Raw genomic sequence first — 22,713 nt, forward strand, 5'->3', positions numbered from 1 at the left:
CCGCCGTGCCTGTCGTCGCCGTGCCTGTCGTCGCCGTGCCTGTCGTCGCCGTGCCTGTCGTCGCCGTGCCTGTCGTCGCCGTGCCTGTCGTCGCCGTGCCTGTCGTCGCCGCCTCTGTCGTCGCCGCCCGGGTCGATGATGTCCCGGTCGATGCCAACGCGGCCGGAGTTCGTACGCTCATCCCTGTGCTCACCATCCGCACTCATATGACTACCTCTTGTGATCGAGGGTAACTACCCCGTGTGACAGACAGCACCACGGGGCACCGTCGCAGGGGCCGGCTGCTGATCATCGGCGGCGCGGAGAACCGCACGTGCGGCACCGGACCGCTGGAGACGTTCGTGCGCCTGGCGGGCGACGCCGCCGCGCGGGTGGTGGTGGTGACCACCGCCACCGAGATCCCCGAGGAGGTGACCGCCGAGTACACCGCCGCGTTCGGACGGCTCGGCGTGACCGCGGTGCGCGAGCTGCGGCTGCTGGGCCGGGCCGCGGCCGACGACCCCGGCGTGCTGGACGCCCTGGAGGAGGCCACCGGCGTGCTGTTCAGCGGCGGCGACCAGTCGCGCATCCGCACCCTGGTCGGGTCACAGACCAACCGGCTGCTGCGCCGCCGGCTGGAGGAGGACGGCCTGGTCATCGCCGGGACCAGCGCGGGCGCCACCGCGATGGGCCACTGGATGATCCTGGGCGGCAAGGGCCACGAGGTCGCCGCGTCCACGGTGCGGGTCGGGCCGGGGCTGGCGCTGATGGACAACGTCCTGATCGACATGCACTTTCTGGAACGCGGGCGGCTGCCGCGCCTGCTCAGCGGCATCGCGCTGGACACCCGGCTGCTGGGCGTGGGGATCGACGAGGACACCGCGATCGTGGTCGGCGACGGCGCCTTCGAGGTGGTCGGCTCCGGCCTGGTCACGGTGGTGGACGCCGAGCGGGCCACGGTCGGCTACGCGGCGGGCGACGACGAGCCGATGGCGATGCTGCACGTCGACCTGCACATGCTCCCGGCGGGCTGCCGCTTCGACATGGACCGGCGCAGACCCGTCATCGGCCGGCGTCCCGGGGAGGAGTCCTGACCGATGCGCATCGACGCGCTGCGCCGCCTCGGCGGCCCGAACGTGTACCTGTCCCGTCCGGTGCTGGTGGCCCGGCTGGAGCTGGCGGAGCTGACCGAGCGGGAGACCACCGACCGTCCCGGCTTCGCCGAGCGGCTGGTGGAGCTGCTGCCGGGCCTGGCCGACCACCACTGCTCGGCCGGCCGTCCCGGGGGGCTGCTGGACGCGATGGCCCGCGGCACCTACTTCGGGCACGTCACCGAGCACGTGTCGCTGGAGCTGTCCTGCCTGATCGGCCGCGAGGTGTGCTTCGGCCGGACGGTGTGGGCGGGCGCCCCCGGCGTCTACGACGTGATCGTCGAGTGCCCGCGCGACGAGCCGTCCGGCAGCGCGGTCCCCGGAACCCTGCTGGCGCTGGCGGTGCGGACGGTGACCGGGGTGCTGGACGGGCGGCCGCCCGCGCTGGAACTGGAACTGGCCCGTGTCCGCGCCGAGTACGAGCGGACCCGCCTGGGCGTCAGCACCGCGGCGCTGGCGCGGGCGGCGCGGCGCCGGGGCGTGCCGGTGCGCCGGGTGGGCGAGCTGAACCTGCTGCACCTGGGGCACGGGCGGCACCGCCGCACGGTGTGGGCGGCGATGACCGACGAGACGTCGGCGATCGGCATGGAGATCGCCGCGGACAAGCGGCTGGCGCAGGTCGTGCTGGCCGAGGCGGGGATCCCGGTGCCCGAGGGGCGGCTGGTGACGAACGCCGCCGAGGCGCTGGACGCGCTGCGCGAGATCGGCGCGCCCGTGGTGGTCAAGCCGCTGTCGGGGCACCAGGGCGAGGGCGTGCGGATCGAGCTGTCCGAGCCCGCCGAGGTGCTGGCCGCGTTCCGCGCCGCGGCGGGCGTGGACGACAGGGTGCTGGTGGAGTCCTACGTCCCCGGCCGCGACTACCGGGTGCTGGTGGTCGGCGGGCGGATGGCGGCCGCGGCCGAGCTGACCGCCGCGCACGTCGTCGGCGACGGGACGGCGACGGTCGCGGCGCTGGTCGCCCGCGTCAACGCCGACCCGGCGCGGGGCGAGGGCCACGACCGGCCGCTGACGCGGCTGCGGCTCGGCGCGGCGGAGGTGGCGCACCTGGCCCGCCAGGGGCACCGCCGCGACACCGTCCCCGCCGACGGCGAGGTGGTGTGGCTGCGCCGCAACGCCAACCTGTCCACCGGGGGCACCAGCCGGGACGTGACGGACCTGGTGCACCCGCAGGTCGCGCGGATGTGCGTGCGGGCGGCCGCGGCGATCGGCATGGACGTGTGCGGGGTCGACCTGCGGCTGCCCGACATCGCGGCGCCGCTGCCGTCCGATCCCGGCGCGGCGGGCGTGCTGGAGGTCAACGCCGCGCCCGGGCTGCGCATGCACCTGGAGCCGCACGAGGGCGAGGGCCGCGACGTCGCGGCGACGATCATCGACCTGATGTTCCCGCCGGGCACGCCGTCGCGGATCCCGATCGTGTCGGTCACCGGCACCAACGGCAAGACCACGACCGTGCGGATGGTCGCCCACATCCTCGCGCGCCGGGGCCTGCGGGTCGGCATGGCCTGCACCGAGGGCGTCTACATCGAAGGGCGCGGGGCGGGCGGCCTGGTGTACAAGGCCGACGCGTCCGGGCCCCGGTCGGCCGGGATGGTGCTGGCCGACCGTTCGGTGGAGGCGGCGGTGCTGGAGACCGCGCGCGGCGGGATCGTCCGCCGCGGCCTGGGCTACGACCGCGCCGACGTGGCCGTGGTCACCAACATCACCGCCGACCACCTCGGCGTCGACGACACCCTCACCCTGGACGACCTGGTGCACATCAAGGCGCTGGTGGCCGAGGAGATCCGGCACGGCGGGCAGCTGGTGCTCAACGCCGACGACCCGCGGACGGCGGGCCTGGCCGAGCGTCCCTCCGTGCGGCGGCGCGCGCCGGTGGTGCGGCTGTTCGGCGCCTCGGCGCGCAGCGGGGCCATCGCCCGGCACGTGGCGGCGGGCGGCGTGGCCTACTTCGTGGACGGCGGTGTGCTCATGGAGGCGGCCGGGGAGGAGCGCACGCCGCTGCTGCCGGTCGGCGAGATCGCCGGCGCGTTCGGCGGGCGCGCCGCGCACGTGGTCGCCAACGCGCTGGCGGCGGCGGCCGCCGCCCGCGCCCTCGGCACCCCGCCCGAGGTGGTCGCCGACGCGCTGCGCTCGTTCGCCCCGCACGACCGCAACCCCGGCCGCGGCTGCGTCTACCACGTCGGCGACAACCCGGTGCTGGTCGACTACGCGCACAACCCGGCGGCGGTCGCCGCGATCGGCGCGTTCGTGCGCCGCCAGTGGGACCGCCCGGGCGTGGCCGCCGTCACACTGCCCGGTGACCGCGAGGACGCCCTGGTCGCCGAGACCGCCCGCGCGCTGGCGGACGCGTTCGGCCGCGTCGTGATCTACGAGGACGAGGACCTGCGCGGCCGCGCGCCCGGCGAGATGACCGCACTGATCATCCGCGGGCTGCGCGAGCGCCGCCCGGACGTGCGGCACGTCGCGGCCGGTGACCTGAAGAGCGCGCTGACCACGGCCCTGACCCTCGCCGACCCGGGCGAGCCGGTGCTGCTGATGTACGAGAAGCTGCAGCCGGTCACCGACCTCCTGCACACCCTCGGCGCCGTCCCCCTTCAGCCGGGTGGCGGCTAGCCGCGGGTCCTGCGCGCGGCCCACCAGGTTCCGGCCGCCGCGACGCCGAGGAGGAGGACGAACGCCACGTCGGGCACGGCCCGACCCATCCGCTGCGCCCACTGTTCGAGCGCGACCTCCCGGTCGGGGCCGAGCGGCGAGGGCAGCGCGGCCGTCCCCTCGAAGGCCAGGAACAGCCCGCCGACGGCGACGAACAGCAGCCCCGACGCCAGCGACGTGGTGTGCAGCCGCAGCGGGCCCACGGTGAACGGCCTGCCGCGCAGCCAGCGGCGGCGTCCCAGGTCGAACCGGTCCCACAGCAGCGCCAGCACGAACAGCGGCAGCGCCATGCCCAGCGCGTAGACGGCGAGGAGCACGCCGCCGTACAGCGGGTCCCCCTCCACTGCGGCCACGGTGAGGATCGCGCCCAGGATGGGACCCGCGCAGAAGCCCGCCAGCCCGTACACGGTGCCCAGCAGGTAGGTCGACACCGCCGACACCGGACGCAGCCGTCCGGCCGCCTCCTGCGCGCGTCCCGAGGCGAACCCCAGACCGAGGATCTGCGCCAGCCCCAGCGCGATGACGATCACGCCTCCGGCGGTGACGAGCAGCCCGCGATGGCCGTTGAACAGCCGCGCGGCGGCCGACCCGGCCACGCCGAGCGGGACGAGCGTGGTGGCGAGCCCCGCGTAGAAGACGCCGGTGCGGGCCAGCAGCCGCACGGGCGCGGCGAACGAGTAGGCGAAGAACGCGGGCAGCAGCACCGCGCTGCACGGACTGACCAGGGCGAGCACGCCCCCGAGGAACGCCGCCGGATACCCGATGTCGATCACGTGCCCCCTCCCACGTGACCGGCAGGCTACTAGGGGCCGGGCCTACGCGGTGGAACCGGCCAGGGGCAGGCCGACGTAGTTCTCCGCCAGGCTGGTGGACGCGGCCTTCGACGACACGACGTAGTCCAGGTGGGAGCGCTGCAGGCGCAGGGCGAAGTCGTCGGCGGCCGGGTCGACGTGCAGCAGGGTGGTCATCCAGTACGAGAAGTGCTCGGCGCGCCAGACCCGGCGCAGGCAGTCGTGCGAGTAGGCGTCCAGCAGCGTCTCGGACCCGGTCGCGTAGTACTCGGTCAGCGCGGCGGCCAGCACGGTGACGTCGGAGACCGCCAGGTTGAGCCCCTTGGCGCCGGTGGGCGGGACGATGTGCGCGGCGTCCCCGGCCAGGAACAGCCGGTCGTGCCGCATCGGCTCGGCGACGAAGCTGCGCATCGGGGTGACCGCCCTGTCGGTGATCGGCCCGGGGGTCAGCTCCCACCCGTCGTCGGTGGCGAACCGGGCGGCCAGCTCGTCCCAGATCCGCTGGTCCGACCAGGCGGCCAGGTCCTCGTCCGGCGCGACCTGCAGGTACAGGCGGCTGACCTTGGGCGAGCGCAGGCTGTGCAAGGCGAAGCCGCGGTCGTGGTTGGCGTAGATCAGCTCCTCGGTGGACGGCGGGACGTCGGCGAGGATGCCGAGCCAGGCGAACGGGTACTCACGGGTGAACGTCCGCACGCCGGGCACGGCGGGACGCGACACCCCGTGGAAGCCGTCGCAGCCGGCGACGAAGTCGCACTCCAGGGTGTGCGTGCGGCCGTCCCGGCGGAACGTCACGCTCGGCGCGGACGGGTCGACCGCCACGACCTCGGCCTCGAAGCGGATGTCGCCGCCGTCGGCCAGGCGCCGCGCCACCAGGTCCTTGACGATCTCGGTCTGGGCGTAGACGGTGACCGTCCGGCCGGTCAGGTCGGTGAGCGGGATCCGGTGCCCGGCGCCGCCGAACCGCAGCTCCAGCCCGTGGTGCACCAGGCCCTCGCGGTCGAGCCGCTCCCCCACCCCGGCGGCGCGCAGCACGTCGGTGGTGCCCTGCTCCAGCATCCCGGCGCGCTGGCGGTGCTCGACGTACTCCCGGTCGCGGCTCTCCAGCACCACCGACTCGATGCCCTGCCGGTGCAGCAGCTGGGACAGCAGCAGTCCCGCCGGTCCGCCGCCGATGATCGCGACCTGGGTGCGCATGGCTCCTCCTCCTCGTGTCATCTGCGATCCTGGCGCCCGCCCCCGCCGGGTCAAGGCCCGATCTTCCGCCCACCGGAAACCGGCCGGTGGACTCGGGCGGTCGACTCGGCCGGCGGGCCGGGTCATTCGCCGGACGCGGCGGGCGGCGCGTCGCCGGGCGCGGGCGGCCGCGGCACCGCGGGTTCGACGCGCCAGTGCAGGGCCACGTCGCGCGACAGGGCCCGCGCGGCGGTCATCAGCGGCGGCAGCAGCCGCCGCACGTCGGCGCTGCGGGTGCGGGCGACCAGCGACAGGGCCGCCACGACCTCGCCGTCGGCGTCGCGGACCGGAACGGCGACCGAGGACGCGCCCACGGTCATGTCGTCGCGTGTGACGGCGTAGCCGTTGTGCCGCACCCGGGCCAGGACGTCCCGCAGCTCGTCCGGGTCGGTGATGGTGCGCGGCGTGTGCCGGGACAGCCCGGCCGCCAGGACCGGCTCGAGCACCTGCGGCGGCGCGAACGCCAGCAGCACCTGCCCCACTCCGGTGGCGTGCGGCGGCAGCGTGCTGCCGACCTGCGTGACCACGGGCACCGACCGGGTGCCGCGCAGCCGCTCCACGACCAGCGCCCGCCCCTCGCGCAGCACGGCGAGCTGCACGTTGTCGTGGGTGACCTCGTAGACGTCCTCCATGTGCGGCAGCGCCAGCTCGCGCAGGCCGGTGACGGCCGGGGCCTGGCTGCCGATGCGCCACAGGCGGGTGCCGATGCGGTAGGTGCCGTCGGGGACGCGTTCCAGGAACCCACCGGCGACCAGCTCGCCCACCAGCCGGTGCCCGGTGGCCAGCGGCAGCCCGGCGCGGCGGCAGATCTCGCTGAGGTTGAGTCGGACGCCGCCGAGGGCGAAGGCGTCCAGGATCGCCATGACCTTGCGCGCCACGCTGGGCGGCCGTGTTCCGTCCGTCATCGCACGCCACCCCCCTCGTCCGGCCGCTACCCGGCCTCGGGCGTCCCGCTCGCCTGCTCCTCCTCGGCCAGTACCCGCTGGGCGACGGCGAAGGCGGAGTTGGCCGCGGGCACCCCGCAGTAGATCGCGCTCTGCAGCAGCACCTCTTTGATCTCGTCCGGCGTGAGCCCGTTGCGCAGCGCGGCCCGTACGTGCATGCCGAGCTCCTCGAGGTGGCCGCGGGCGACCAGGGCGGTGAGGGTGATGCAGCTGCGGGTGCGGCGGTCCAGGCCGGGGCGGGTCCAGATCTCGCCCCAGGCGTACCGGGTGATCAGGTCCTGGAAGTCGGCGGTGAAGTCGGTGGTGCGGGACACCGCCCGGTCGACGTGGGCGTCGCCGAGCACCTCGCGCCGCACCTTCATGCCGTCGGCGTGCCGCCGCCGGTCGTCCACGGGCTCGTTGTTCGCGGAGGTCATGCGGGGAGTCCCTTCCAGGTGCGGTCCAGGTGCCGGGTGATCGCGCCGGTGACGGGGCCGGGGCGTTCGGCGTTGGCCAGGTGCCCGGCGCCGTCGACGACGACCAGGTCGGCGCCGGGGATGCGGCCGGCGAGCACGTCGCCGTGACCCGCGGGCGGCGTGGGCACGTCCTCGGCGCCCGCGATCACCAGGGTGGGCGCGGTGATCCGGACGAGCCGGTCGGTGACGTCGAAGGCCGCCAGGGCGTCGCAGCAGGCGGCGTACCCGGCCGGGTCGGTGGCGCGCAGCATCGCCACGTACGGGCCGGCGCCGGTGAAGCCGGGCGCGAACCACCGCTGCGCGGCGGTCTCGGCGACCGGCCCGACGCCCTCGCGGCGCACGAGCGCGGCGCGCTCGTGCCAGCCCTCCGGCGGGCCGAAGCGGGGGGACGTGCAGCACAGGATCAGGCTGGCGACGCGGTCGGGCGCGCTCAGGGCGAGCGCGGCTCCGACCGCCCCGCCCAGCGAGACCCCCGCGTAGGCGAACCTGCCGACGCCCTCGGCGTCGAGGATCTCCAGCACCTGGGCGGCCAGGTCGCCGACCGTGAGGGTCCTCCCGCCGCCGGGCGGAGGCGACTGGCCGTGGCCGGGCAGGTCGTACCGCAGCACCCGCCAGCGCGCGGTGAGCGCGGGCAGTTGCGGGGCCCACAGGCCGGTGGTGGTGCCCAGGGACGGGCCGAGGACGACGACGGGGGCGTCGCCGGGCCCGTCGACCTCGTGGTACAGGCTCACGTGCGGTTCCTCCGATACTCCCGGTACCGTGCCAGGGCCCGGTCGACCAGAGCCGGGGCGGCACCGGCGTCGGCGCGCCCGCCGTGCTCGGCCAGCACCTCCAGCAGGCCGTCGAGGTTGGCGCGCATGCGGTCGGACGCCACCTCCAGGCCGTCCAGCAGCTCGGCGGCGGTCTCGGCGGCGCCGCCGGTCAGGCGCAGCATCTCGCGCAGCGGCTGCCACTCGGCGTGCCACTCCCCCGCGGGCCGCTCGTGCGGCGCGGCCTGCGCGGCGAAGACGATCTGCGCGTACGCCGGTACCTGCAGCGCCGCGGAGCGCACCAGCGTCGACAGCGCGGGATTGCGCTTGTGCGGCATCGCCGACGATCCGCCGCGTCCGGGTCCGGCGGCCTCGGCGACCTCGTCGACCTCGCTCTGGGCGAGCAGGACGACATCGGTGGCGATCTTGCCGAGGGCCCCGGCGACCAGCGCCAGCGCCCCGGCCAGCTCGGCCACGGGCGTGCGGCGCGTGTGCCAGGGCAGCTCGGGCTCGGCCAGCCCCGTCTGCGCCGCGTAGGCGGGCGGCAGGTCGAGCGCGTGCTCGCCGAACGCCGCAAGAGTGCCCGCGGCGCCGCCGAGCTGGACGGGCAGCCGCAGCGCCGCCAGCCGTTCCCGGGCGTCCAGGCAGCCCAGCAGCCATCCGGCCGCCTTGAGCCCGAAGGTGGACGGCACCGCCTGGCGCGCCAGCGTCCGCGCGGCCATCGGCGTGTCGCGGTGCCGTGCGGCGTGCCCGGCCAGCGCGTCCAGCGCCCGGTCCAGATGCGCGAGGATCACGGCGCGGGCGCGGGACGCGACGAGCATCGCGGCGGTGTCGACGATGTCCTGGCTGGTGGCGCCCCGGTGGACGTGCCGCCCGGCCGGGCCCGCCAGCTCGCGCAGGTCGGCGATCAGCGGGACGACCGGGTTGCCCGCGCCGCGCGCCCGCCGCGCCAGGCCGGGCAGGTCGAACCGGTCGGCGCGGGCCGCCGCGGTGATGGCGTCGGCGGCCTCGCGCGGCACGACGCCGAGGTCGGCCTGCGCGCGGGCGAGCGCGGCCTCGGCGTCCAGCAGCGCCTGCAGCCACGCGGCGTCGCCGGTGGCCGCCTCGGCCTCGGTGCCCGCCCGCACGGGCGACAGCAGACCCGCGTCCGGCGAGAGAACCCCGGCGGAGGCGCCGCCGGACGCGGGGGCGGCCTCGGCGGGCCGTGGACGGTCAGAGGTCAAAGAAGACGGTCTCCCGTTCGCCCTGCAGGTGCACGTCGAAACGATACGACGCCTCGCCGTCGCGTTCGGCGATCAGGGTGGCGCGGCGGTCCTCCGGGACGACGCCGAGCACCGGGTCGCCGGCGTGGGCGGCGGTGTCCTCGGGGAAGTACACGCGGGTGAAGACCGGCTTGAGCAGGCCGCGCGCGAACACCAGCAGCGCGACGTAGGGGGCGCCGTCGCCGACGCGGCCGGGCTTGACCGTGCTGAACCAGTACTGGCCGGCCGGGTCGGTGCCGCAGCGGCCGAAGCCGGAGAAGTCGTGCCCGGCGCGGCGCAGCCCGCCCGGCCGCCGGGGGATCTCGCCGTCGGCGTCGGCCTGCCAGATCTCCAGCAGCGCGTCGGGCACCGGGGCGCCCGCGCCGTCCAGCACCCGGCCGTGCAGCCGGATCGCGCCCGCCTGCCAGCCCGGGACGACCTTGGGGCCGTCGTCGTAGGGAAGCGCGTACCCGTAGAACGGCCCCACCGTCTGCGACGGGGTGACGCCGAACGCCGGGGGGGCCTCGCCGCTGGTCGCCGCCGTCACGATGCCTCCATCGGGGTGTCGCCGAGCACGATGTCGAACTGGTAGCCCAGGGCCCACTCGGGCTCGGTGGTGTCCATGTCGAAGCGGGAGATCAGCCGTTCCCTGGCCTTGGCGTCCGGGATCGACTGGAAGATCGGGTCGAACGGGAACAGCGGGTCGCCGGGGAAGTACATCTGGGTGACCAGCCGCTGGGTGAACGCCGTGCCGAACACCGAGAAGTGGATGTGCGCGGGCCGCCAGGCGTTGTGGTGGTTGCGCCAGGGGTAGGCGCCGGGCTTGATGGTGACGAACCGGTAGCGGCCGTCGTCGTCGGTCAGGCACCGGCCCGCCCCGGTGAAGTTGGGGTCGAGCGGCGCGGGGTGCTGGTCGCCGCCGTGCGCGTACCGTCCGGCGGCGTTGGCCTGCCACAGCTCGACCAGGGTGCCGCGGATGGGGCGGCCCGCGGTGTCCAGGACCCGGCCCGTCACGATGATGCGCTCGCCGAGCGGCTCGCCGGGGTGCTGACGGGTCAGGTCGGCGTCCAGCGCGCCCAGTTCCTGGTGGCCGAAGACCGGGGAGGTCAGCTCCACGCTGTCGGGCCCGAGCTTGGGCATCACCAGCGGCTGCGAGGGGGCGCGCAGGACGGTGCTCTTGTAGTCGGGATGCAGGTACGGGGGATGGGTCATGGCCCGGGTCCCTTCTCGTGCGGGCGTCTGCGTGGGGGTGGTCATGCCACGGAGGGGCCGGTGGCGGACGCGGACTCGGCGGACGCGTCGGCGGGCGCGTCGGCGACGGGGGGTTCGGTGCGTTCGCGGATCTCCTCGGCGGTGACGCCGGGGGCGGTCTCGACCAGCACCAGGCCGCCGGGGGTCACGTCCAGCACGCCGAGGTCGGTGATGATCCGGTCGACGCAGCGCGCGCCGGTCAGCGGCAGCGAGCACTCCTCGACGATCTTGGGGGAGCCGTCCCGGGCGGTGTGGGTCATCACCACGATCACCCGCCGGGCCCCGTGCACCAGGTCCATCGCGCCGCCCATGCCCTTGATCATCTTGCCGGGCACCGACCAGTTGGCGAGGTCGCCGCGCGCCGAGACCTGCATGGCGCCCAGCACCGCGATGTCGATGTGGCCGCCGCGGATCATGCCGAACGACAGCGCCGAGTCGAAGCAGGACGCGCCGGGCAGCGCGGTCACCGTCTCCTTGCCCGCGTTGATCAGGTCGGGGTCGACCTCGTCCTCGACCGGGTAGGGGCCGACGCCGAGGACGCCGTTCTCGGCGTGCAGCACCACGTGCCGTCCGTCCGGGACGAAGCCGGGGATCAGCGTGGGCAGCCCGATGCCGAGGTTGACATAGGCGCCGTCCGGCAGCTCGGCCGCGGCGCGCGCCGCGATCTCCTCCCTGGACCAGGGCATCAGCCCTCCCCTTCCGCACCGGCCGGCGCGTCCGCCGCCGGGGCGGGACGCGTCGTGCGCTTCTCGATCGGCTTGTCGGCGGCCTGCTCGGGGGTGAGCGGCACCACCCGCTGGACGAACACGCCGGGCAGGTGCACGGCGTCCGGGTCGATCTCGCCCGGCTCCACCAGCTCCTCGACCTCGGCGAGGGTGACGCGCCCGGCCATCGCGCACAGGGGGTTGAAGTTGCGGGCCGCCTTGTGGAACACCAGGTTGCCGTGGCGGTCGCCCTTGGCCGCGCGTACCAGCGCGAAGTCGGTGGTGATGGCCTCCTCCAGCACGTAGGAGCGGCCGCCGAACTCGCGCACCTCCTTGCGCGGCGAGGGCACGGCGACGCTGCCGTCGGGCGCGTACCGCCACGGCAGCCCGCCCTCGGCGACCAGCGTGCCCACCCCGGCGGGCGTGTAGAAGGCGGGGATGCCCGCGCCGCCCGCGCGCAGCCGCTCGGCCAGCGTGCCCTGCGGCATCAGCTCGACCTCGATCTCACCGGCGAGGTACTGGCGGGCGAACTCCTTGTTCTCGCCCACGTAGGAGCCCATCGCCCGCACGATGCGGCCCGCGGCCAGCAGCTGCCCCAGGCCGCGGCCGTCCAGGCCGCAGTTGTTGGACACCACCGTCAGCCCGCCGGATCCCCGCTCGAACAGCGCCCCGATCAGCGCGGTGGGCACCCCGCACAACCCGAAGCCACCCACGGCCAGCGAGGCTCCGTCACCGATGTCGGCGACGGCCTGCGCCGCCGAGGCCACGACCTTGTCCATGTGCCTCCCGCCCGCGTCGCGCGCGGCGCCCCCGCCGGTGCGTCCGCCGCCGGGGTCGGCAGGGTTCGGCGTCATCGGCGGGCCGCCGCCTGGTTCGTTGCGCGCAGCGGGCCCGGAGCCGTCCGCGTCCGGGACCGCCGCCATCACCCACCCTGGCAGCGGACCGGTCCGGTGAGGAGGCCGATTTTCCGCTCAGTGGAAACTCAGGCGGGTGCGGGCAGCGCCTCCGGCAGGCCGAACACGGGGAACAGCGTGGTGTCGAAGAACGTCGAGGTGCGCTCCACGCCGTGCGGGCCGAGCGTGAGGACCTGGAGCTGGAACGGCCGGTGCACGCCGTCCTCGCCGCGCCGGTACATGGCGAAGGCGGGCTGCCCGTTGGCGGCGGTCGGCACCATCCGCAGCTCCCCCGGCTCGGGGCCGCACTGGGCGGCGATGAGCCGCACGATGTGCTCGCGGCCGACGAACCACTCGGGGAACGGCGGCATCTCCCAGACCGCGTCCTCCTTGAACAGCTCGACCAGCGCCGTCATGTCGGCGTTCTCGAACGCGGCGGCGTAGCGGTCGAGCAGCGCGCGCTGCTCGGGGTCGGCGGGCTCGACGACGTCGTCCCGGGCGGGCGCGATCTGCTCCAGCTGGGCGCGGGCGCGCTGCAGGGCGCTGTTGACCGCGGCGGTCGAGGTGTCGAACAGCTCGGCGACCTCGGCGGCCTTCCACTTGAGCACGTCCCGCAGGATCAGCACCACCCGCTGCTTGGGCGGCAGGTGCTGGAGCGCGGCGATGAACGCCAGGCGCATGCTCTCGCGGGAGGCGACGATGGCGGCCGGGTCGGCGGCGTCGCCGCCCATCGCCGTGTCGGGCATCGGCTCCAGCCACGGGACCTCGGGCGCGGCCACGACGGGCTTCTCCGGCTCGGCGGAGGGCGCGCCCAGGCCGGACGGCATGGGCCGGTTGCCGCGCTGGTCGATCGCGGTCAGGCAGACGTTGGTGGCGATGCGGTACAGCCAGGTGCGCAGGGAGGAGCGCCCCTCGAACCGGCCGTAGGAGCGCCACGCCCGCAGGTAGGTCTCCTGGACCAGGTCCTCGGCGTCGTGGATGGACCCCAGCATCCGGTAGCAGTGCGCGAGCAGCTCCCGCCGGTAGGGGTCGGCGAGCCGCTGGAAGTCGCCGTCCTGCGCGTCGCTCGGGGCGGTGCGCTGCCGGTCCTGGTCGACGGTCGGATGGGCCATGGTCGTCACCTTCGTCACGGGGCGCTGAGCCGGTTCGGTTCCGACGTTAGGCCAGCCCTCTGACAGAACGCGATTAAAACATCGATGTACCGGTTGACCAGGGACGACGGCGAAAATTACCGCGCGTCTCAGAACTCGTGGCCGCCGGGGCGGCCGTTGCGGTCGGCCAGCAGTCCCGCCAGCGTCGCCACGGCGATCTCGGGCGGGGTGCGGGACCCGATGTTGAGGCCGATGGGCCGGTGGACGCGGGCGATGTCCTCCGGCGGGACGCCCAGGCCGGTGAGCGCGGGGACGTGCGGCGCGGGATGGCGCGGGTTGCCCATGACGCCGACCCAGCGGACGTCGTGGGCCAGCACGTCGCGCAGCACCGGGCCCAGTTCGGGCCGGTGATGGTCGGCGTCCTCCCGCGTGCGCCTCCGCCCTGTTCACGTAATGTCCGCGCGTTCCGTCGGACCGGTATGGCAGGGTTCATCCAGCATCAACGGATCTTGGAGGGGGCACGTGACGGATCCGAGCGAGGGCATGACCGATCCCCGGCTGCAGGCGCAGGGCGAGCTGAGCATGGCGCGGCTCGCGCTCGACGACGGGGAACTGCGGCACGCGGCCGACCATGTCGCCAGGGCGCTGGTGTGCGACCCCGTCCTGCCCGAGGCGCACGAGCTGCTGGCGGCGCTGGCCGCGCACCCGCGGGGCGGCGCGGACCTGTTCCCCCTGGACCAGCCGGTGTTCCTGGGCACGGTCGTGGCGCGCGCGCACGTGCTGGCGTCCCGGGGCGAGCCGCAGCAGGCGTTGTCGCTGCTGGTGTCGGCGCAGAGTCACGAGCCCGGGGGCGCCTGGGCGGACGTGCCGTGGATGCGCGACCCCGCCCTGCCCGCCCGGCTGGCGCCCGACGACGTCAGCATGCTGGTCATGCGGCTGGCGAGCGGGCTGGGCGATCCGGTGCCCGAGGACGAGCGGCCGCCGCTGCGGCCGTTCTGCGACCTGGCCCGCGCCATGTGCGCCGCGCACCCGGGGCACGGCGCGATGCTGTGGACGTCCTCGATCCTGATGCGCCGCGTCGGCGCCACGGGCGAGGCCATCGAGCTGGCGGCGCGGTCGGAGTCGGTGGAGCCCTCGTTCCACGCGGCGATGGCGCTGGGGTACGCCTACCGCGCCGAGCGGCGCTACCAGGAGGCCGAGCAGGCGTGGCTGCGCGCGCTGCGCTTCGACCCGGGCAACCTGGCCCTGTACACCGACATCGGGGAGCTGCTCGCGCTCGCCGGCCGCCCGGCCGACGGCCTGGCGTGGGTCGAGCGCGCGTTGCAGCAGGACCCGCGCGACCCCAGCGCCTTCCCCACGGCCTGCGGGATGCGTTTCGAACGCGACGGCGACCTGGCCCACCTGGTGGCGCTGTCGGACTACATGCGCGAGCACCCCGACAACGGCCACGCCGACAGCGTGCTCACCCACCATTCGCAGCGCCTGTACTGGCTGGGGCACATCCCGCAGCCGGGTGAGGCGGTCATCAACGTGTTGCGCCAGGTCCTCTCCGACGAGGGTCCGCAGGACCCCACCGGCATCTCGCTGACCATCTCCGCTCCGGAGCCGCCCAGCGCCCTGCTGGCGTTCGCGGCGTCGGTGGGGGTCTCCGACGGCGTCACCATCACCGAGGTGCCCGAACCGGACGCGCGCCGCCCCGTGCCCGAGGTGTTCGCCGACGGGCCGGTGCGCGCGGTGCGCGGGAGCGTGTGGGCGTACCAGGGCACCCTGGCGCGGCCCGCCATGGCCCCTCCGTCCCAGGCCGCCGTGCAGGCCGTCCACGGCCTGGCGGGCCATCGGTGGCGTCACCTGCCCGCCGCCTACGACGACGCGGTGCGGCTGTCCGGGCTGAGCCTCAACGACCTGCTGGGGCTGCTGGTGCACCCACCGGTGCCGCACGAGGTCCCCCCTCAGCACCGCGCCGACTGGATCCGCTCGGTGCAGGCGTGGACGTGCCTGGGCATCGCGCACTTCCAGGCCGACCAGCCCTGGCACGGGTCCGAGCGCAGGGCCGTGCTGGTGGACCTGGCGTACGGGCCCGAGGACTGGGTGTCGGAGATGGCGCTCGCGGCCATGATCGCCACCGCGTGGGTCGACCCCGGCGTGCGCGCCGACGTCGCCGAGCTGGTCGCCTGGCGTTTCATGGCGGCCATCCAGGCGAGCCAGAGCCGTCCCGTCACCGTGCTGGAGTCACTGGCGTTCCTGGTGCGGGCCACCCCGGACGTGCATCCGGAGGTGCGCTCCCTCGCCGACGACGTCGTGGCGCCCCCGGACCCCCGCGCCACCGCCTAGCCGTCGCGCGCCGCGCCTCCCCGCTGCTCTTTCGCCGCCCGTACCGCGTCCGCGAGCCCTCTTTCACCCGCGGGTCATGCCTGCCAAGCTGAGGGGCACAATTTGAGGAGGAGGCGCGGAGGCGAGGCACCATGATCGCGAGACCGGAGGGCGGCCCGCGCGTGGTCGTGGGGGTCGACGACTCCCCCGGGGCCCGGTGCGCCCTGTCGTGGGCCATCGGCGAGGCCCGGCTTCGCGGCCTGCCGTTGTTGATCGTGCACGCCGCGCCGCTGCCGCCGCACGTGTCGGCGGCGGGCCAGCTCGGCTCGGGGGTCACCGAGGCGCTGCGCTCGGCGGGCGCGGAGCTGATCGCGCAACTGCTCGACGAGGTGGCCAACGGCACCCCGTGCGGCGTGGAGATGTCGGCGATGGCGCTGGTCGGCGAGCCGGGCGCGGCCCTGGTGCGGCTGGCCCGCGAGGACGACATCCTCGTCGTCGGGCAGGGCTCCCGGGGGCTGTGGTCGCGGCTGGTGCGGCCGTCGGTGCGGCTGCACTGCGCGCGGCGCAGCAGGGCCACGTTCGTGTGCGTGCGGCCACCGGCGTTCGAGTCGCTGCTCAACGACCTGGCCGGGCAGGACGACGGTCCCGAACGCTCCCGTCTGCGCCGCATGCTCGGCTGGGGCGGCTGGCAGCACACGACCTGAGCGCGCCGCCCGCCGCGGCCGGCGGGGCGGCGCCCCGGAGCAGGCGGACGGCCGGCGGCCGTCCCCGGCGGCCTGAGGCGCCACGCCCGCCGGCGCAGTGGAGGCGGAGGCCGCACCCCCGGGGGCGGAGGTCAGACCGAGGGCAGGTCCACCAGGTCGGCCAGCGCCGCGCGGTGCTGGTCGGGGGTGCCGAGGGCGATGGCCGCGGACTTGGCGCGCTTGAGGTAGAGGTGCGCGGGGTGCTCCCAGGTGAAGCCGATGCCGCCGTGCATCTGCACGCATTCCTCGGCGGCCTTCACCGCGACGGCCGAGCAGTGGGCCTGGGCCAGCGCCATGGCGACGGCGGTGTCCGGGTCGCCGGAGGCCAGGCAGGACGCGGCGTAGCGGGCCACCGCGCGGGCCTGCGTGACCGACGTCCACAGGTCGGCGAGGCGGTGCTTGAGGCCCTGGTACGAGCCGACCGGGCGGCCGAACTGGTAGCGGGTCTTCAGGTACTCCACGGTGGACTCCAGGCACCGTTCGGCCAGGCCGAGCTGTTCGGAGGCCAGCATGGCGGCGCCGGCGGCCAGGGCGGCGCGCACGGCGGCGTCGCCCTCGGCGACGCGGCGCGCGGGCACGCCCGGCAGCGCGATGTCGCACAGGCGCCGGGTCATGTCCAGCGAGGTCACCGGGGTGCGGCGGGCGTCGGCGGCGTCGACCGTGTACAGGCCGTCGGGCGCGGGCACCAGCAGCACGTCGGCGGCCGCGCCGTCGGCGACGCTGGTGACGGTGCCGGTCAGCGCGCCGTCCTCCACCCGCACGGACGTGCCGAGCGGGGCCCCGGGCGCCGTGTTGAACGGCACCGCCACAACGGCGATCCTCTCTCCGGCGGCCAGCTCGGCGAGCAGGTCTCCCCCGGCCTCGCCGGCGGCCAGCAGCGCGGCGGTGGCCAGGACGGCGCTGGACAGGAACGGGACGGGCGCCACCGCGCGGCCGAGCTCCTCCATCACCACGGCGGTCTCGCGCCAGGACGCGCCCGCGCCGCCGTGCTCCTCGGGCACCGGCAGCCCGGCGCAGCCGAGCTGGACGGCCACGGCCTGCCACAGGGCCGCGTCGTACGGCTCGTCCTTCTCGATGCCCGCCAGCACGTCGGTCCAGGGGCACCGGTCGTCGAGCACCCGGCGGACGCCGCCGCGCAGGTCGTCCTCGATCTCGCTGTAGAGCAGGTTCGTCACGGGCGCTCCTCCGTCGGCCCCGGGGTGGTCACGCGCTCGGTCACTCGGGGCTCGGTCACTCGGGGCTCGGTCACTCGGGGCTCGGTCACTTGGGCAGGTCCTTCCACGCCACGTCCTTGTCGACCCTGATCTCGCCGGGCAGGCCGAGCACCCGTTCGGCGATGATGTTGCGCAGGATCTCCGAGGTGCCGCCCTCGATCGAGTTGCCCTTGGCGCGCAGGTAGCGGTAGCCGGGCGAACGGCGGGTGAAGTCGACCTCGGTGGGACGGCGCATCGTCCAGTCGTCGTAGCGCAGGCCGTCCTCGCCGAGCAGTTCCAGCTCCAGCCCGGAGATCTCCTGGTTGAGCCGGGCGAAGGCGAGCTTGGCGGCCGAGCCCTCGGGGCCGGGGGCGCCGGCGGCCAGTTGCTGGCGCAGCCGCTCGCCGGTCAGGCGGGCCGCCTCGGCCTCCACCCACAGCCGCAGCAGCGTGTCGTGCAGCCCGGGGGTGCGCAGCTCGGGACGGTCGCGCCACAGCCCCGCCACCACGCCGATCATGCCGCCCTCGCGGGGGACGGCGTTGCCGCCGATGGCGACCCGCTCGTTCATCAGCGTGGTGGTGGCCACCCGCCAGCCCTCGCCGACCTCGCCGAGCCGGTGCTCGTCGGGGATGCGCACGTCGGTGAGGAAGACCTCGTTGAACTCGGCCTCGCCGGTGATCTGCCGCAGCGGCCGTACCTCGACGCCGGGCGCGGTCATGTCGCAGACGAAGTAGGTCATGCCGCGGTGCTTGGGCACGTCCGGGTCGGTGCGGGTGACCAGGATCGCCCAGCGCGCCTCGTGCGCCATGGACGTCCACACCTTCTGGCCGTTGACGACCCAGTGGTCGTCGTCGCGCACGGCGCGGGTGCCGAGCGCTGCCAGGTCCGATCCGGCGCCCGGCTCGCTGAACAGCTGGCACCAGATCTCCTCGCCCGTCCACAGCGGGCGCAGGAAGCGCTTCTTCTGCTCCTCGGTGCCGTAGGCCAGGATCGTGGGCGCGGCCATGCCGAGGCCGATGCCGTTGCGCTCGGGGTCGTTGCGCGGCGCCCCCGCCGCGGCGAACTCGGCGTCCACGACCGGCTGCAGGGCGCGCGGCGCGCCCAGCCCGCCCAGGCCCGGCGGGTAGTGCACCCACGCCAGCCCGGCGTCGAACCGGGCCCGCAGGAACGCCAGCCGCTCCATGCCGGACGGATCGTGGTCGGAGAGGAAGCTTCGGACCCGCTCACGCAGGTCGTCGGCGTCCGGCGGTGCTGAGCTCAAGGGGCGGACCTCCGTGGGACGAGCGGCGCCGCGGCCGCGATGCCCGACATACCAACTGGTCGGTATGGTCACCCTAGGAACAGCCGCCGACCGCGTCAACAGCGCGCCGGAGCCCCACGCGGATCCCTGGGGCCCGGCGCGCCGTCTCGACGGGAGAGGCGGCCGGTCAGCGGGACGGGACGGCGTCCAGCTCACCGGGCAGCGGGTCGCGGTGCAGCACCGTCAGGCTGGTCACGGCGCGGGTGAGCACCACGTACAGGCGGGCCAGGCCGCGCGGCTCGGCGGCCACGATCTCCGCGGGCTCCACGACGATCACGTGGTCGTACTCCAGGCCCTTGGCGAGCGTCGCCGGGACGACCAGCAGCCGGTCCCCGTCGCCGGTGTCGGGGCCGAGCAGCCCGTGCGGCACCTCCGCGCCGGCGAGCGCCTCGGCGTGGGCGGCGGCCGTGGCGTCGGGGACGATCAGCCCGACGGAGCCCTCGCGTTCCAGCGCCCGGCGCGCCTCCGCGACGACCGCCTCGGCCAGGTCGGGCACCTGGCGCACCGTCAGGGCGTCCGTTCCCGCGCGCAGGGAGCGGGGCGCGGCCAGGCCGGGGGCGATGTGCGGCAGGAGCCGGGCGGCGTAGTCCAGGACCGCGCCGGGGACGCGGAAGCCCAGCCTCAGCTCCGTCACCTGCCCGTCCTGGCCGAGGTGGCGCAGCACCTCGTCCCACGAGCGCGCCGACCAGGCGGTGGTGCCCTGGGCCAGGTCGCCGAGCACCGTCGCCGAGCCGGTGGCGCAGCGGCGGCCGAGGGCGCGCAGCTGCGTCGCCGACAGGTCCTGCGCCTCGTCCACCACGATGTGCCCGAGGGACGGGGTGCGCTCGATGAGGTCGTTCAGCTCGTCCAGAAGGGCGCGGTCGGCGGCGGTCCATTTCGCCGACCGGTGCGAGCGGTACGGCTTGCGCCACAGCAGCGCGGCCTGCTCGTCCTCGCCGAGCACGCCCTTGGCGGCGGTGCGCAGCAGGTCGGCGTCCGACAGCAGGCGGTACAGCACCTGCTCGGCGGTGACCTTGGGCCACACCTGGTCGACGAGCCGTTTGACGGGCCGGGAGCGGGCCACCTGGTCCTGGACGCGGTCGTCGGGCGCCTCGCCGCGCCGTTCCATCAGCACCAGCACCTGGTGCGCCAGCCGCTGGGCGAACGCGGCGCGGCCGTTGGCGTAGCGCATCGTCCCGCGCAGCGACGCGGCGATCTCGCGCACCTCGTGGTCGGCGAGCCGGAACCGGCTGACCCCGCGGGTGTAGAGCAGGCCCTCCTCGGGCTTGCGGATCTGCCGCCACAGGGCCCGGCGGAGCACCTCGGCCATCCGGGCGTCGCCCTTGAGCGCGGCGACGTCGGCGGGCTCCTCGGCGGCGGGCGCGCCGAGCAGGTCGTCCACGGTGGCCTGGTCGACGCGGATCTCGCCGAGCGCGGGCAGCACCGCGGAGATGTAGGCCAGGAACGCGCGGTTCGGTCCGACGATCAGCACGCCGGAGCGGGCCAGCCGCTCCCGGTGGGCGAACAGCAGGTAGGCGGCGCGATGCAGGCCGACGGCCGTCTTGCCGGTGCCGGGGGCGCCCTGCACGCACACGGTGTCGGGCAGCCCGGCGCGGACGATCTCGTCCTGGTCGGGCTGGATGGTGGCGACGATGTCGCGCATGGGGCCGGTGCGGGGCCGTTCGATCTCCCTGGTGAGGATGCTCGACGGGCCGAGGGAGCGGCCGTCGAGCGGCTCGTCCTCGTAGGCGGTCAGCTCGCCGCCCTGGAAGCCGAACCGGCGGCGCCGCCGCCAGCCCATGGGGTCGGCGGGCCCGGCGCGGTAGAAGGCCCGGGCGACCGGGGCGCGCCAGTCGAGCACCAGCGGGCGGCCCTCGTCGCCGTCGTGGACGTGGCGCCGTCCGACGTACATGGTGGCGGGCAGGTCGCCGCCGCGTCCGTCGCGCGCGTCCATGCGGCCGAAGAACAGCGGGGTGTCGGGCTGGTCGGCCAGCGCGGCGACCCGCTGGTCCAGCAGCGACTCCAGGTACTGCCGCGACACCCAGTCGGCGGCCACGTCGGCCGACAGGGAGCGGGCGGTCTCGCGCATGCGCCGCAGCGCCGCGCGCGACTCGGCGAGGTGCGCCCGCTCGGCGGCGAGCACCGCCTCGCTGTCGGCGGGCTCGTCCTGCGGGGGCCCGTCCTGGGAGAGCCCGTCTTGGGGTTCGGTTTGCGGGGGCTCGGCCGGCGGGGGCTCGGTCTCGCCGGTGTCCGGCTCCTCGGGCGATTCGCGCGCTACGGCCGTCGGGTCGGCGGGCATGCGTGTACTCCTCCGCGTGTGATGGTGGGCGACGCCGGGGCGTGGCCGGCGTCAGGCGAAACCATCGAGCTTAGCCGCGTTCCCGATCATGTGGTGGGACGTCGCGGAGGAGCCGTCCGGATGCGGACGGGCGTGCGCCGCCCCGCGTCCGAAGACGCGGGGCGGCGATGCCGCCGAGGAGAGCCGGGGCTCAGCGGTGGCGGGCCACCTCGTAGGCGGCGCAGCCGATGAGCTCCAGGGACACCTGCAGGCGCGGCAGGCTGATGTTGCCCTCGATGGTGTCCTCGGGGGTGTGGTAGACGGGCTCCAGCTGGCTGGGGGCCTCCTCGCCGCGCCAGCTGAAGTTGCCCGCGGCGATGCCGCGCTCGTAGAACGCCTCGTGGTCGCTGGAGCCGCGAGCCGTCGGGCCCTTGGTCTGGCCGACGTAGCCGAGCCGTTCGGCCGCCGCGGCGACCGCGGCCGTGGTGGTGTTGTTCGCGCCGTCCACCGACAGCAGCCAGTACGTGCCCGCGGGCGGGTGGCTGGTGGCGACCATGTCGTTCTGGAAGCAGCCGGTGATCTGGGCGACGCCCGCCTCGTCGAGCTGCTTGACGTAGTGACGGGCCCCGACCAGGCCGATCTCCTCGGCGCCCCACAGGCAGATGCGGATGTCCTGCTGGGTGGGCAGGCGGCGCAGCACGCGGGCCAGCTCCAGGCACAGCACGGTGCCGCTGCCGTCGTCGTTGCCGCCGGGCGAACCGGGGACGCTGTCGTAGTGGGCGCTGATGATGACCGCCTTGCCCTGCGGGTTGGGGAAGGTGGCCTTGCGCTCGGCGAGCACGTTGTAGGAGGTCAGCCCGGTGTGCTTGGTGACCTCCAGGGACAGCCGCCGGACGCCGCCGCGGATGCGCTCGGCGTGGTACTCGGCGATGCCCAGCACCGGAACGGCCACCGGCTCGGCCAGGTTCGGGAAGAAGGTCGACGCCTTGCGCTCGGGGTAGGTCGCGGTCCGCACGTTCTGGATGAGGACGGCGACGGCGCCCTTGGCGGCCGCGGCCTTGGCCTGGGCCAGTTCCTGGCCGGCGACCCGGGTGAACAGCGCGATCTTCCCGGTGAGGTCGGCGGTGACGGTGGTGGCGTCGCCGAGGTCGACGACGTCGCCCTTGGCGCTGCCCACGGCGCCGTTGGCCGCGGCGGCGCTCTGCCAGTCCTCGCGGCCCGCGCGCAGGACGGCCAGGCTCTTGTCGGGGATGCCGAACGGCTGCAGCGTCACCTTGTAGCCGAGGTCGCGCAGCACTCCGGCGATGTACTTGGCGGCGGCGTGCTCCTGCCTGGTGCCGCACACCCGCCAGCCGATCTCGTCGCTGAGGACCTTGAGGTGCTTGAGGGCGCGGCGCGCGTCGACGCGGGCGACCACCGCCTTGTCGGCGGTGGACAGCGACGGGGGGCGGACGGCGCCGGGGCGCTGCCGGGTGGCGGCGGCCGCGGTGCCGGGCAGCAGTCCGACGGTGGCGAAGCCCGCGACGGCCGCGGCTCCGGCCAGCAGGTCGCGACGCTTGACCGGCGCCGTCTTCTTCTGCGACATGGCGTCTCCTCGGGATATGAGGGCAGGCGGCGACGTCGGCCCCGGCCGGATCGCGGTCCGGGCGGCCGGCGGTCGACCTGCGACGGAGATCAGGGGGCGCCCTGTTCGCGGCGAAACTACGGAACGCGCCTTTTGGGGGGCAATGTCGCGCCTCGTTCCGAAACCTAACCGTGATCAACTTTGGTCGTCTTGCC

The 22,713-nt window shown here is 75.2% G+C and carries 21 protein-coding genes; 4 read left to right on the plus strand and 17 right to left on the minus strand.

The features are described 5' to 3' along the window. Window positions 1-206, minus strand: a 206-nt coding sequence (locus tag ABZ801_RS32105) for a hypothetical protein (protein WP_360705036.1), incomplete at its 3' end; no start/stop codon positions are given. A 36-nt stretch (window positions 207-242) separates the two neighbouring features. On the opposite strand from ABZ801_RS32105, the gene ABZ801_RS32110 reads away from it, so the two are divergent. After that, window positions 243-1,073: a cyanophycinase gene (locus ABZ801_RS32110; protein ID WP_344956718.1), complete on the plus strand. Its 831-nt coding sequence runs from the start codon at window positions 243-245 to the stop codon at window positions 1,071-1,073. 3 nt (window positions 1,074-1,076) lie between these two features. After that, window positions 1,077-3,740 carry a cyanophycin synthetase gene (gene cphA, locus ABZ801_RS32115; protein WP_360705039.1) on the plus strand — a complete coding sequence of 888 codons (2,664 nt, stop codon included), beginning with the start codon at window positions 1,077-1,079 and terminating at the stop codon, window positions 3,738-3,740. On the opposite strand, the gene ABZ801_RS32120 is transcribed toward cphA, so the two are convergent. From ABZ801_RS32120 to ABZ801_RS32175, 12 genes are all read right to left on the minus strand, one after another. Continuing rightward, entirely contained in the window at window positions 3,737-4,549 is an 813-nt protein-coding gene (locus ABZ801_RS32120) for a cytochrome c biogenesis CcdA family protein (RefSeq protein ID WP_344956847.1), read from the minus strand. The genes cphA and ABZ801_RS32120 overlap by 4 nt on opposite strands. 45 nt (window positions 4,550-4,594) lie before the next feature. Beyond that, on the minus strand, window positions 4,595-5,764 hold the full coding sequence (locus ABZ801_RS32125) for a 4-hydroxybenzoate 3-monooxygenase (RefSeq protein WP_360705042.1): 1,170 nt from the start codon (window positions 5,762-5,764) through the stop codon (window positions 4,595-4,597). Between the two features lie 122 nt (window positions 5,765-5,886). Continuing rightward, a complete protein-coding gene (locus ABZ801_RS32130; RefSeq protein ID WP_360705044.1) occupies window positions 5,887-6,708 on the minus strand; it encodes an IclR family transcriptional regulator in 822 nt (273 codons plus the stop codon). 26 nt (window positions 6,709-6,734) lie between these two features. Then, complete coding sequence (gene pcaC / locus ABZ801_RS32135; RefSeq protein WP_360705046.1) at window positions 6,735-7,163, minus strand: 4-carboxymuconolactone decarboxylase; 429 nt, start codon at window positions 7,161-7,163, stop codon at window positions 6,735-6,737. Beyond that, on the minus strand, window positions 7,160-7,933 hold the full coding sequence (pcaD, locus tag ABZ801_RS32140) for a 3-oxoadipate enol-lactonase (protein ID WP_360705049.1): 774 nt from the start codon (window positions 7,931-7,933) through the stop codon (window positions 7,160-7,162). Before pcaD ends, pcaC begins: the two co-directional genes overlap by 4 nt. After that, window positions 7,930-9,174 (minus strand): 3-carboxy-cis,cis-muconate cycloisomerase, encoded by a 1,245-nt coding sequence (pcaB, locus tag ABZ801_RS32145; RefSeq protein WP_360705052.1) that lies wholly within the window; start codon window positions 9,172-9,174, stop codon window positions 7,930-7,932. Before pcaB ends, pcaD begins: the two co-directional genes overlap by 4 nt. Beyond that, window positions 9,164-9,739: a protocatechuate 3,4-dioxygenase subunit alpha gene (gene pcaG, locus ABZ801_RS32150; protein WP_360705055.1), complete on the minus strand. Its 576-nt coding sequence runs from the start codon at window positions 9,737-9,739 to the stop codon at window positions 9,164-9,166. The genes pcaB and pcaG overlap by 11 nt, the downstream gene beginning before the upstream one ends. After that, window positions 9,736-10,404: a protocatechuate 3,4-dioxygenase subunit beta gene (pcaH, locus tag ABZ801_RS32155; protein WP_344956704.1), complete on the minus strand. Its 669-nt coding sequence runs from the start codon at window positions 10,402-10,404 to the stop codon at window positions 9,736-9,738. Before pcaH ends, pcaG begins: the two co-directional genes overlap by 4 nt. 41 nt (window positions 10,405-10,445) lie before the next feature. Further along, a complete protein-coding gene (locus ABZ801_RS32160) occupies window positions 10,446-11,129 on the minus strand; it encodes a 3-oxoacid CoA-transferase subunit B (protein ID WP_360705058.1) in 684 nt (227 codons plus the stop codon). After that, window positions 11,129-11,926 carry a CoA transferase subunit A gene (locus ABZ801_RS32165; protein ID WP_344956845.1) on the minus strand — a complete coding sequence of 266 codons (798 nt, stop codon included), beginning with the start codon at window positions 11,924-11,926 and terminating at the stop codon, window positions 11,129-11,131. The genes ABZ801_RS32160 and ABZ801_RS32165 overlap by 1 nt, the downstream gene beginning before the upstream one ends. Before the next feature lie 203 nt (window positions 11,927-12,129). Then, window positions 12,130-13,152, minus strand: coding sequence for a sigma-70 family RNA polymerase sigma factor (locus ABZ801_RS32170; RefSeq protein WP_360705061.1), 1,023 nt, complete (start codon window positions 13,150-13,152; stop codon window positions 12,130-12,132). A 128-nt stretch (window positions 13,153-13,280) separates the two neighbouring features. Next, on the minus strand, window positions 13,281-13,520 hold the full coding sequence (locus tag ABZ801_RS32175) for an XdhC family protein (RefSeq protein WP_360705064.1): 240 nt from the start codon (window positions 13,518-13,520) through the stop codon (window positions 13,281-13,283). A gap of 133 nt (window positions 13,521-13,653) precedes the next feature. On the opposite strand from ABZ801_RS32175, the gene ABZ801_RS32180 reads away from it, so the two are divergent. Together ABZ801_RS32180 and ABZ801_RS32185 are read left to right on the plus strand one after the other, a co-directional pair. Continuing rightward, a complete protein-coding gene (locus ABZ801_RS32180; protein ID WP_360705067.1) occupies window positions 13,654-15,462 on the plus strand; it encodes a tetratricopeptide repeat protein in 1,809 nt (602 codons plus the stop codon). A gap of 131 nt (window positions 15,463-15,593) precedes the next feature. Further along, window positions 15,594-16,145: a universal stress protein gene (locus ABZ801_RS32185; protein ID WP_344956694.1), complete on the plus strand. Its 552-nt coding sequence runs from the start codon at window positions 15,594-15,596 to the stop codon at window positions 16,143-16,145. A 131-nt stretch (window positions 16,146-16,276) separates the two neighbouring features. On the opposite strand, the gene ABZ801_RS32190 is transcribed toward ABZ801_RS32185, so the two are convergent. The 4 genes from ABZ801_RS32190 to ABZ801_RS32205 all read right to left on the minus strand — a co-directional run bounded on the left by ABZ801_RS32190 (window position 16,277) and on the right by ABZ801_RS32205 (window position 22,519). Further along, window positions 16,277-17,359 carry an acyl-CoA dehydrogenase family protein gene (locus ABZ801_RS32190; protein WP_360705070.1) on the minus strand — a complete coding sequence of 361 codons (1,083 nt, stop codon included), beginning with the start codon at window positions 17,357-17,359 and terminating at the stop codon, window positions 16,277-16,279. An 85-nt stretch (window positions 17,360-17,444) separates the two neighbouring features. Next, the gene (locus ABZ801_RS32195) at window positions 17,445-18,638 is read right to left on the minus strand and encodes an acyl-CoA dehydrogenase family protein (RefSeq protein ID WP_360705073.1); all 1,194 of its coding nucleotides are present in this window, start codon (window positions 18,636-18,638) and stop codon (window positions 17,445-17,447) included. Window positions 18,639-18,804: 166 nt separating this feature from the next. Beyond that, window positions 18,805-20,955 carry an AAA family ATPase gene (locus ABZ801_RS32200; RefSeq protein WP_360705075.1) on the minus strand — a complete coding sequence of 717 codons (2,151 nt, stop codon included), beginning with the start codon at window positions 20,953-20,955 and terminating at the stop codon, window positions 18,805-18,807. A 190-nt stretch (window positions 20,956-21,145) separates the two neighbouring features. Beyond that, window positions 21,146-22,519 carry a M28 family peptidase gene (locus tag ABZ801_RS32205; protein WP_360705078.1) on the minus strand — a complete coding sequence of 458 codons (1,374 nt, stop codon included), beginning with the start codon at window positions 22,517-22,519 and terminating at the stop codon, window positions 21,146-21,148. Window positions 22,520-22,713 lie beyond the last annotated feature (194 nt).

The organism is Actinomadura sp. NPDC047616, from assembly GCF_040642915.1.
Lineage (GTDB): Bacteria > Actinomycetota > Actinomycetes > Streptosporangiales > Streptosporangiaceae > Spirillospora > Spirillospora miaoliensis.

Coding starts and splice junctions, on each gene's coding strand:
- ABZ801_RS32130 (WP_360705044.1), bottom strand. CDS start 6,708: ATGACGGACGGAACACGGCCGCCCAGCGTGGCGCGCAAGGTCATGGCG.
- pcaC (WP_360705046.1), bottom strand. CDS start 7,163: ATGACCTCCGCGAACAACGAGCCCGTGGACGACCGGCGGCGGCACGCC.
- ABZ801_RS32160 (WP_360705058.1), bottom strand. CDS start 11,129: ATGCCCTGGTCCAGGGAGGAGATCGCGGCGCGCGCCGCGGCCGAGCTG.
- cphA (WP_360705039.1), top strand. CDS start 1,077: ATGCGCATCGACGCGCTGCGCCGCCTCGGCGGCCCGAACGTGTACCTG.
- ABZ801_RS32170 (WP_360705061.1), bottom strand. CDS start 13,152: ATGGCCCATCCGACCGTCGACCAGGACCGGCAGCGCACCGCCCCGAGC.
- ABZ801_RS32205 (WP_360705078.1), bottom strand. CDS start 22,519: ATGTCGCAGAAGAAGACGGCGCCGGTCAAGCGTCGCGACCTGCTGGCC.
- ABZ801_RS32200 (WP_360705075.1), bottom strand. CDS start 20,955: ATGCCCGCCGACCCGACGGCCGTAGCGCGCGAATCGCCCGAGGAGCCG.
- pcaH (WP_344956704.1), bottom strand. CDS start 10,404: ATGACCCATCCCCCGTACCTGCATCCCGACTACAAGAGCACCGTCCTG.
- ABZ801_RS32165 (WP_344956845.1), bottom strand. CDS start 11,926: ATGGACAAGGTCGTGGCCTCGGCGGCGCAGGCCGTCGCCGACATCGGT.
- ABZ801_RS32125 (WP_360705042.1), bottom strand. CDS start 5,764: ATGCGCACCCAGGTCGCGATCATCGGCGGCGGACCGGCGGGACTGCTG.
- ABZ801_RS32185 (WP_344956694.1), top strand. CDS start 15,594: ATGATCGCGAGACCGGAGGGCGGCCCGCGCGTGGTCGTGGGGGTCGAC.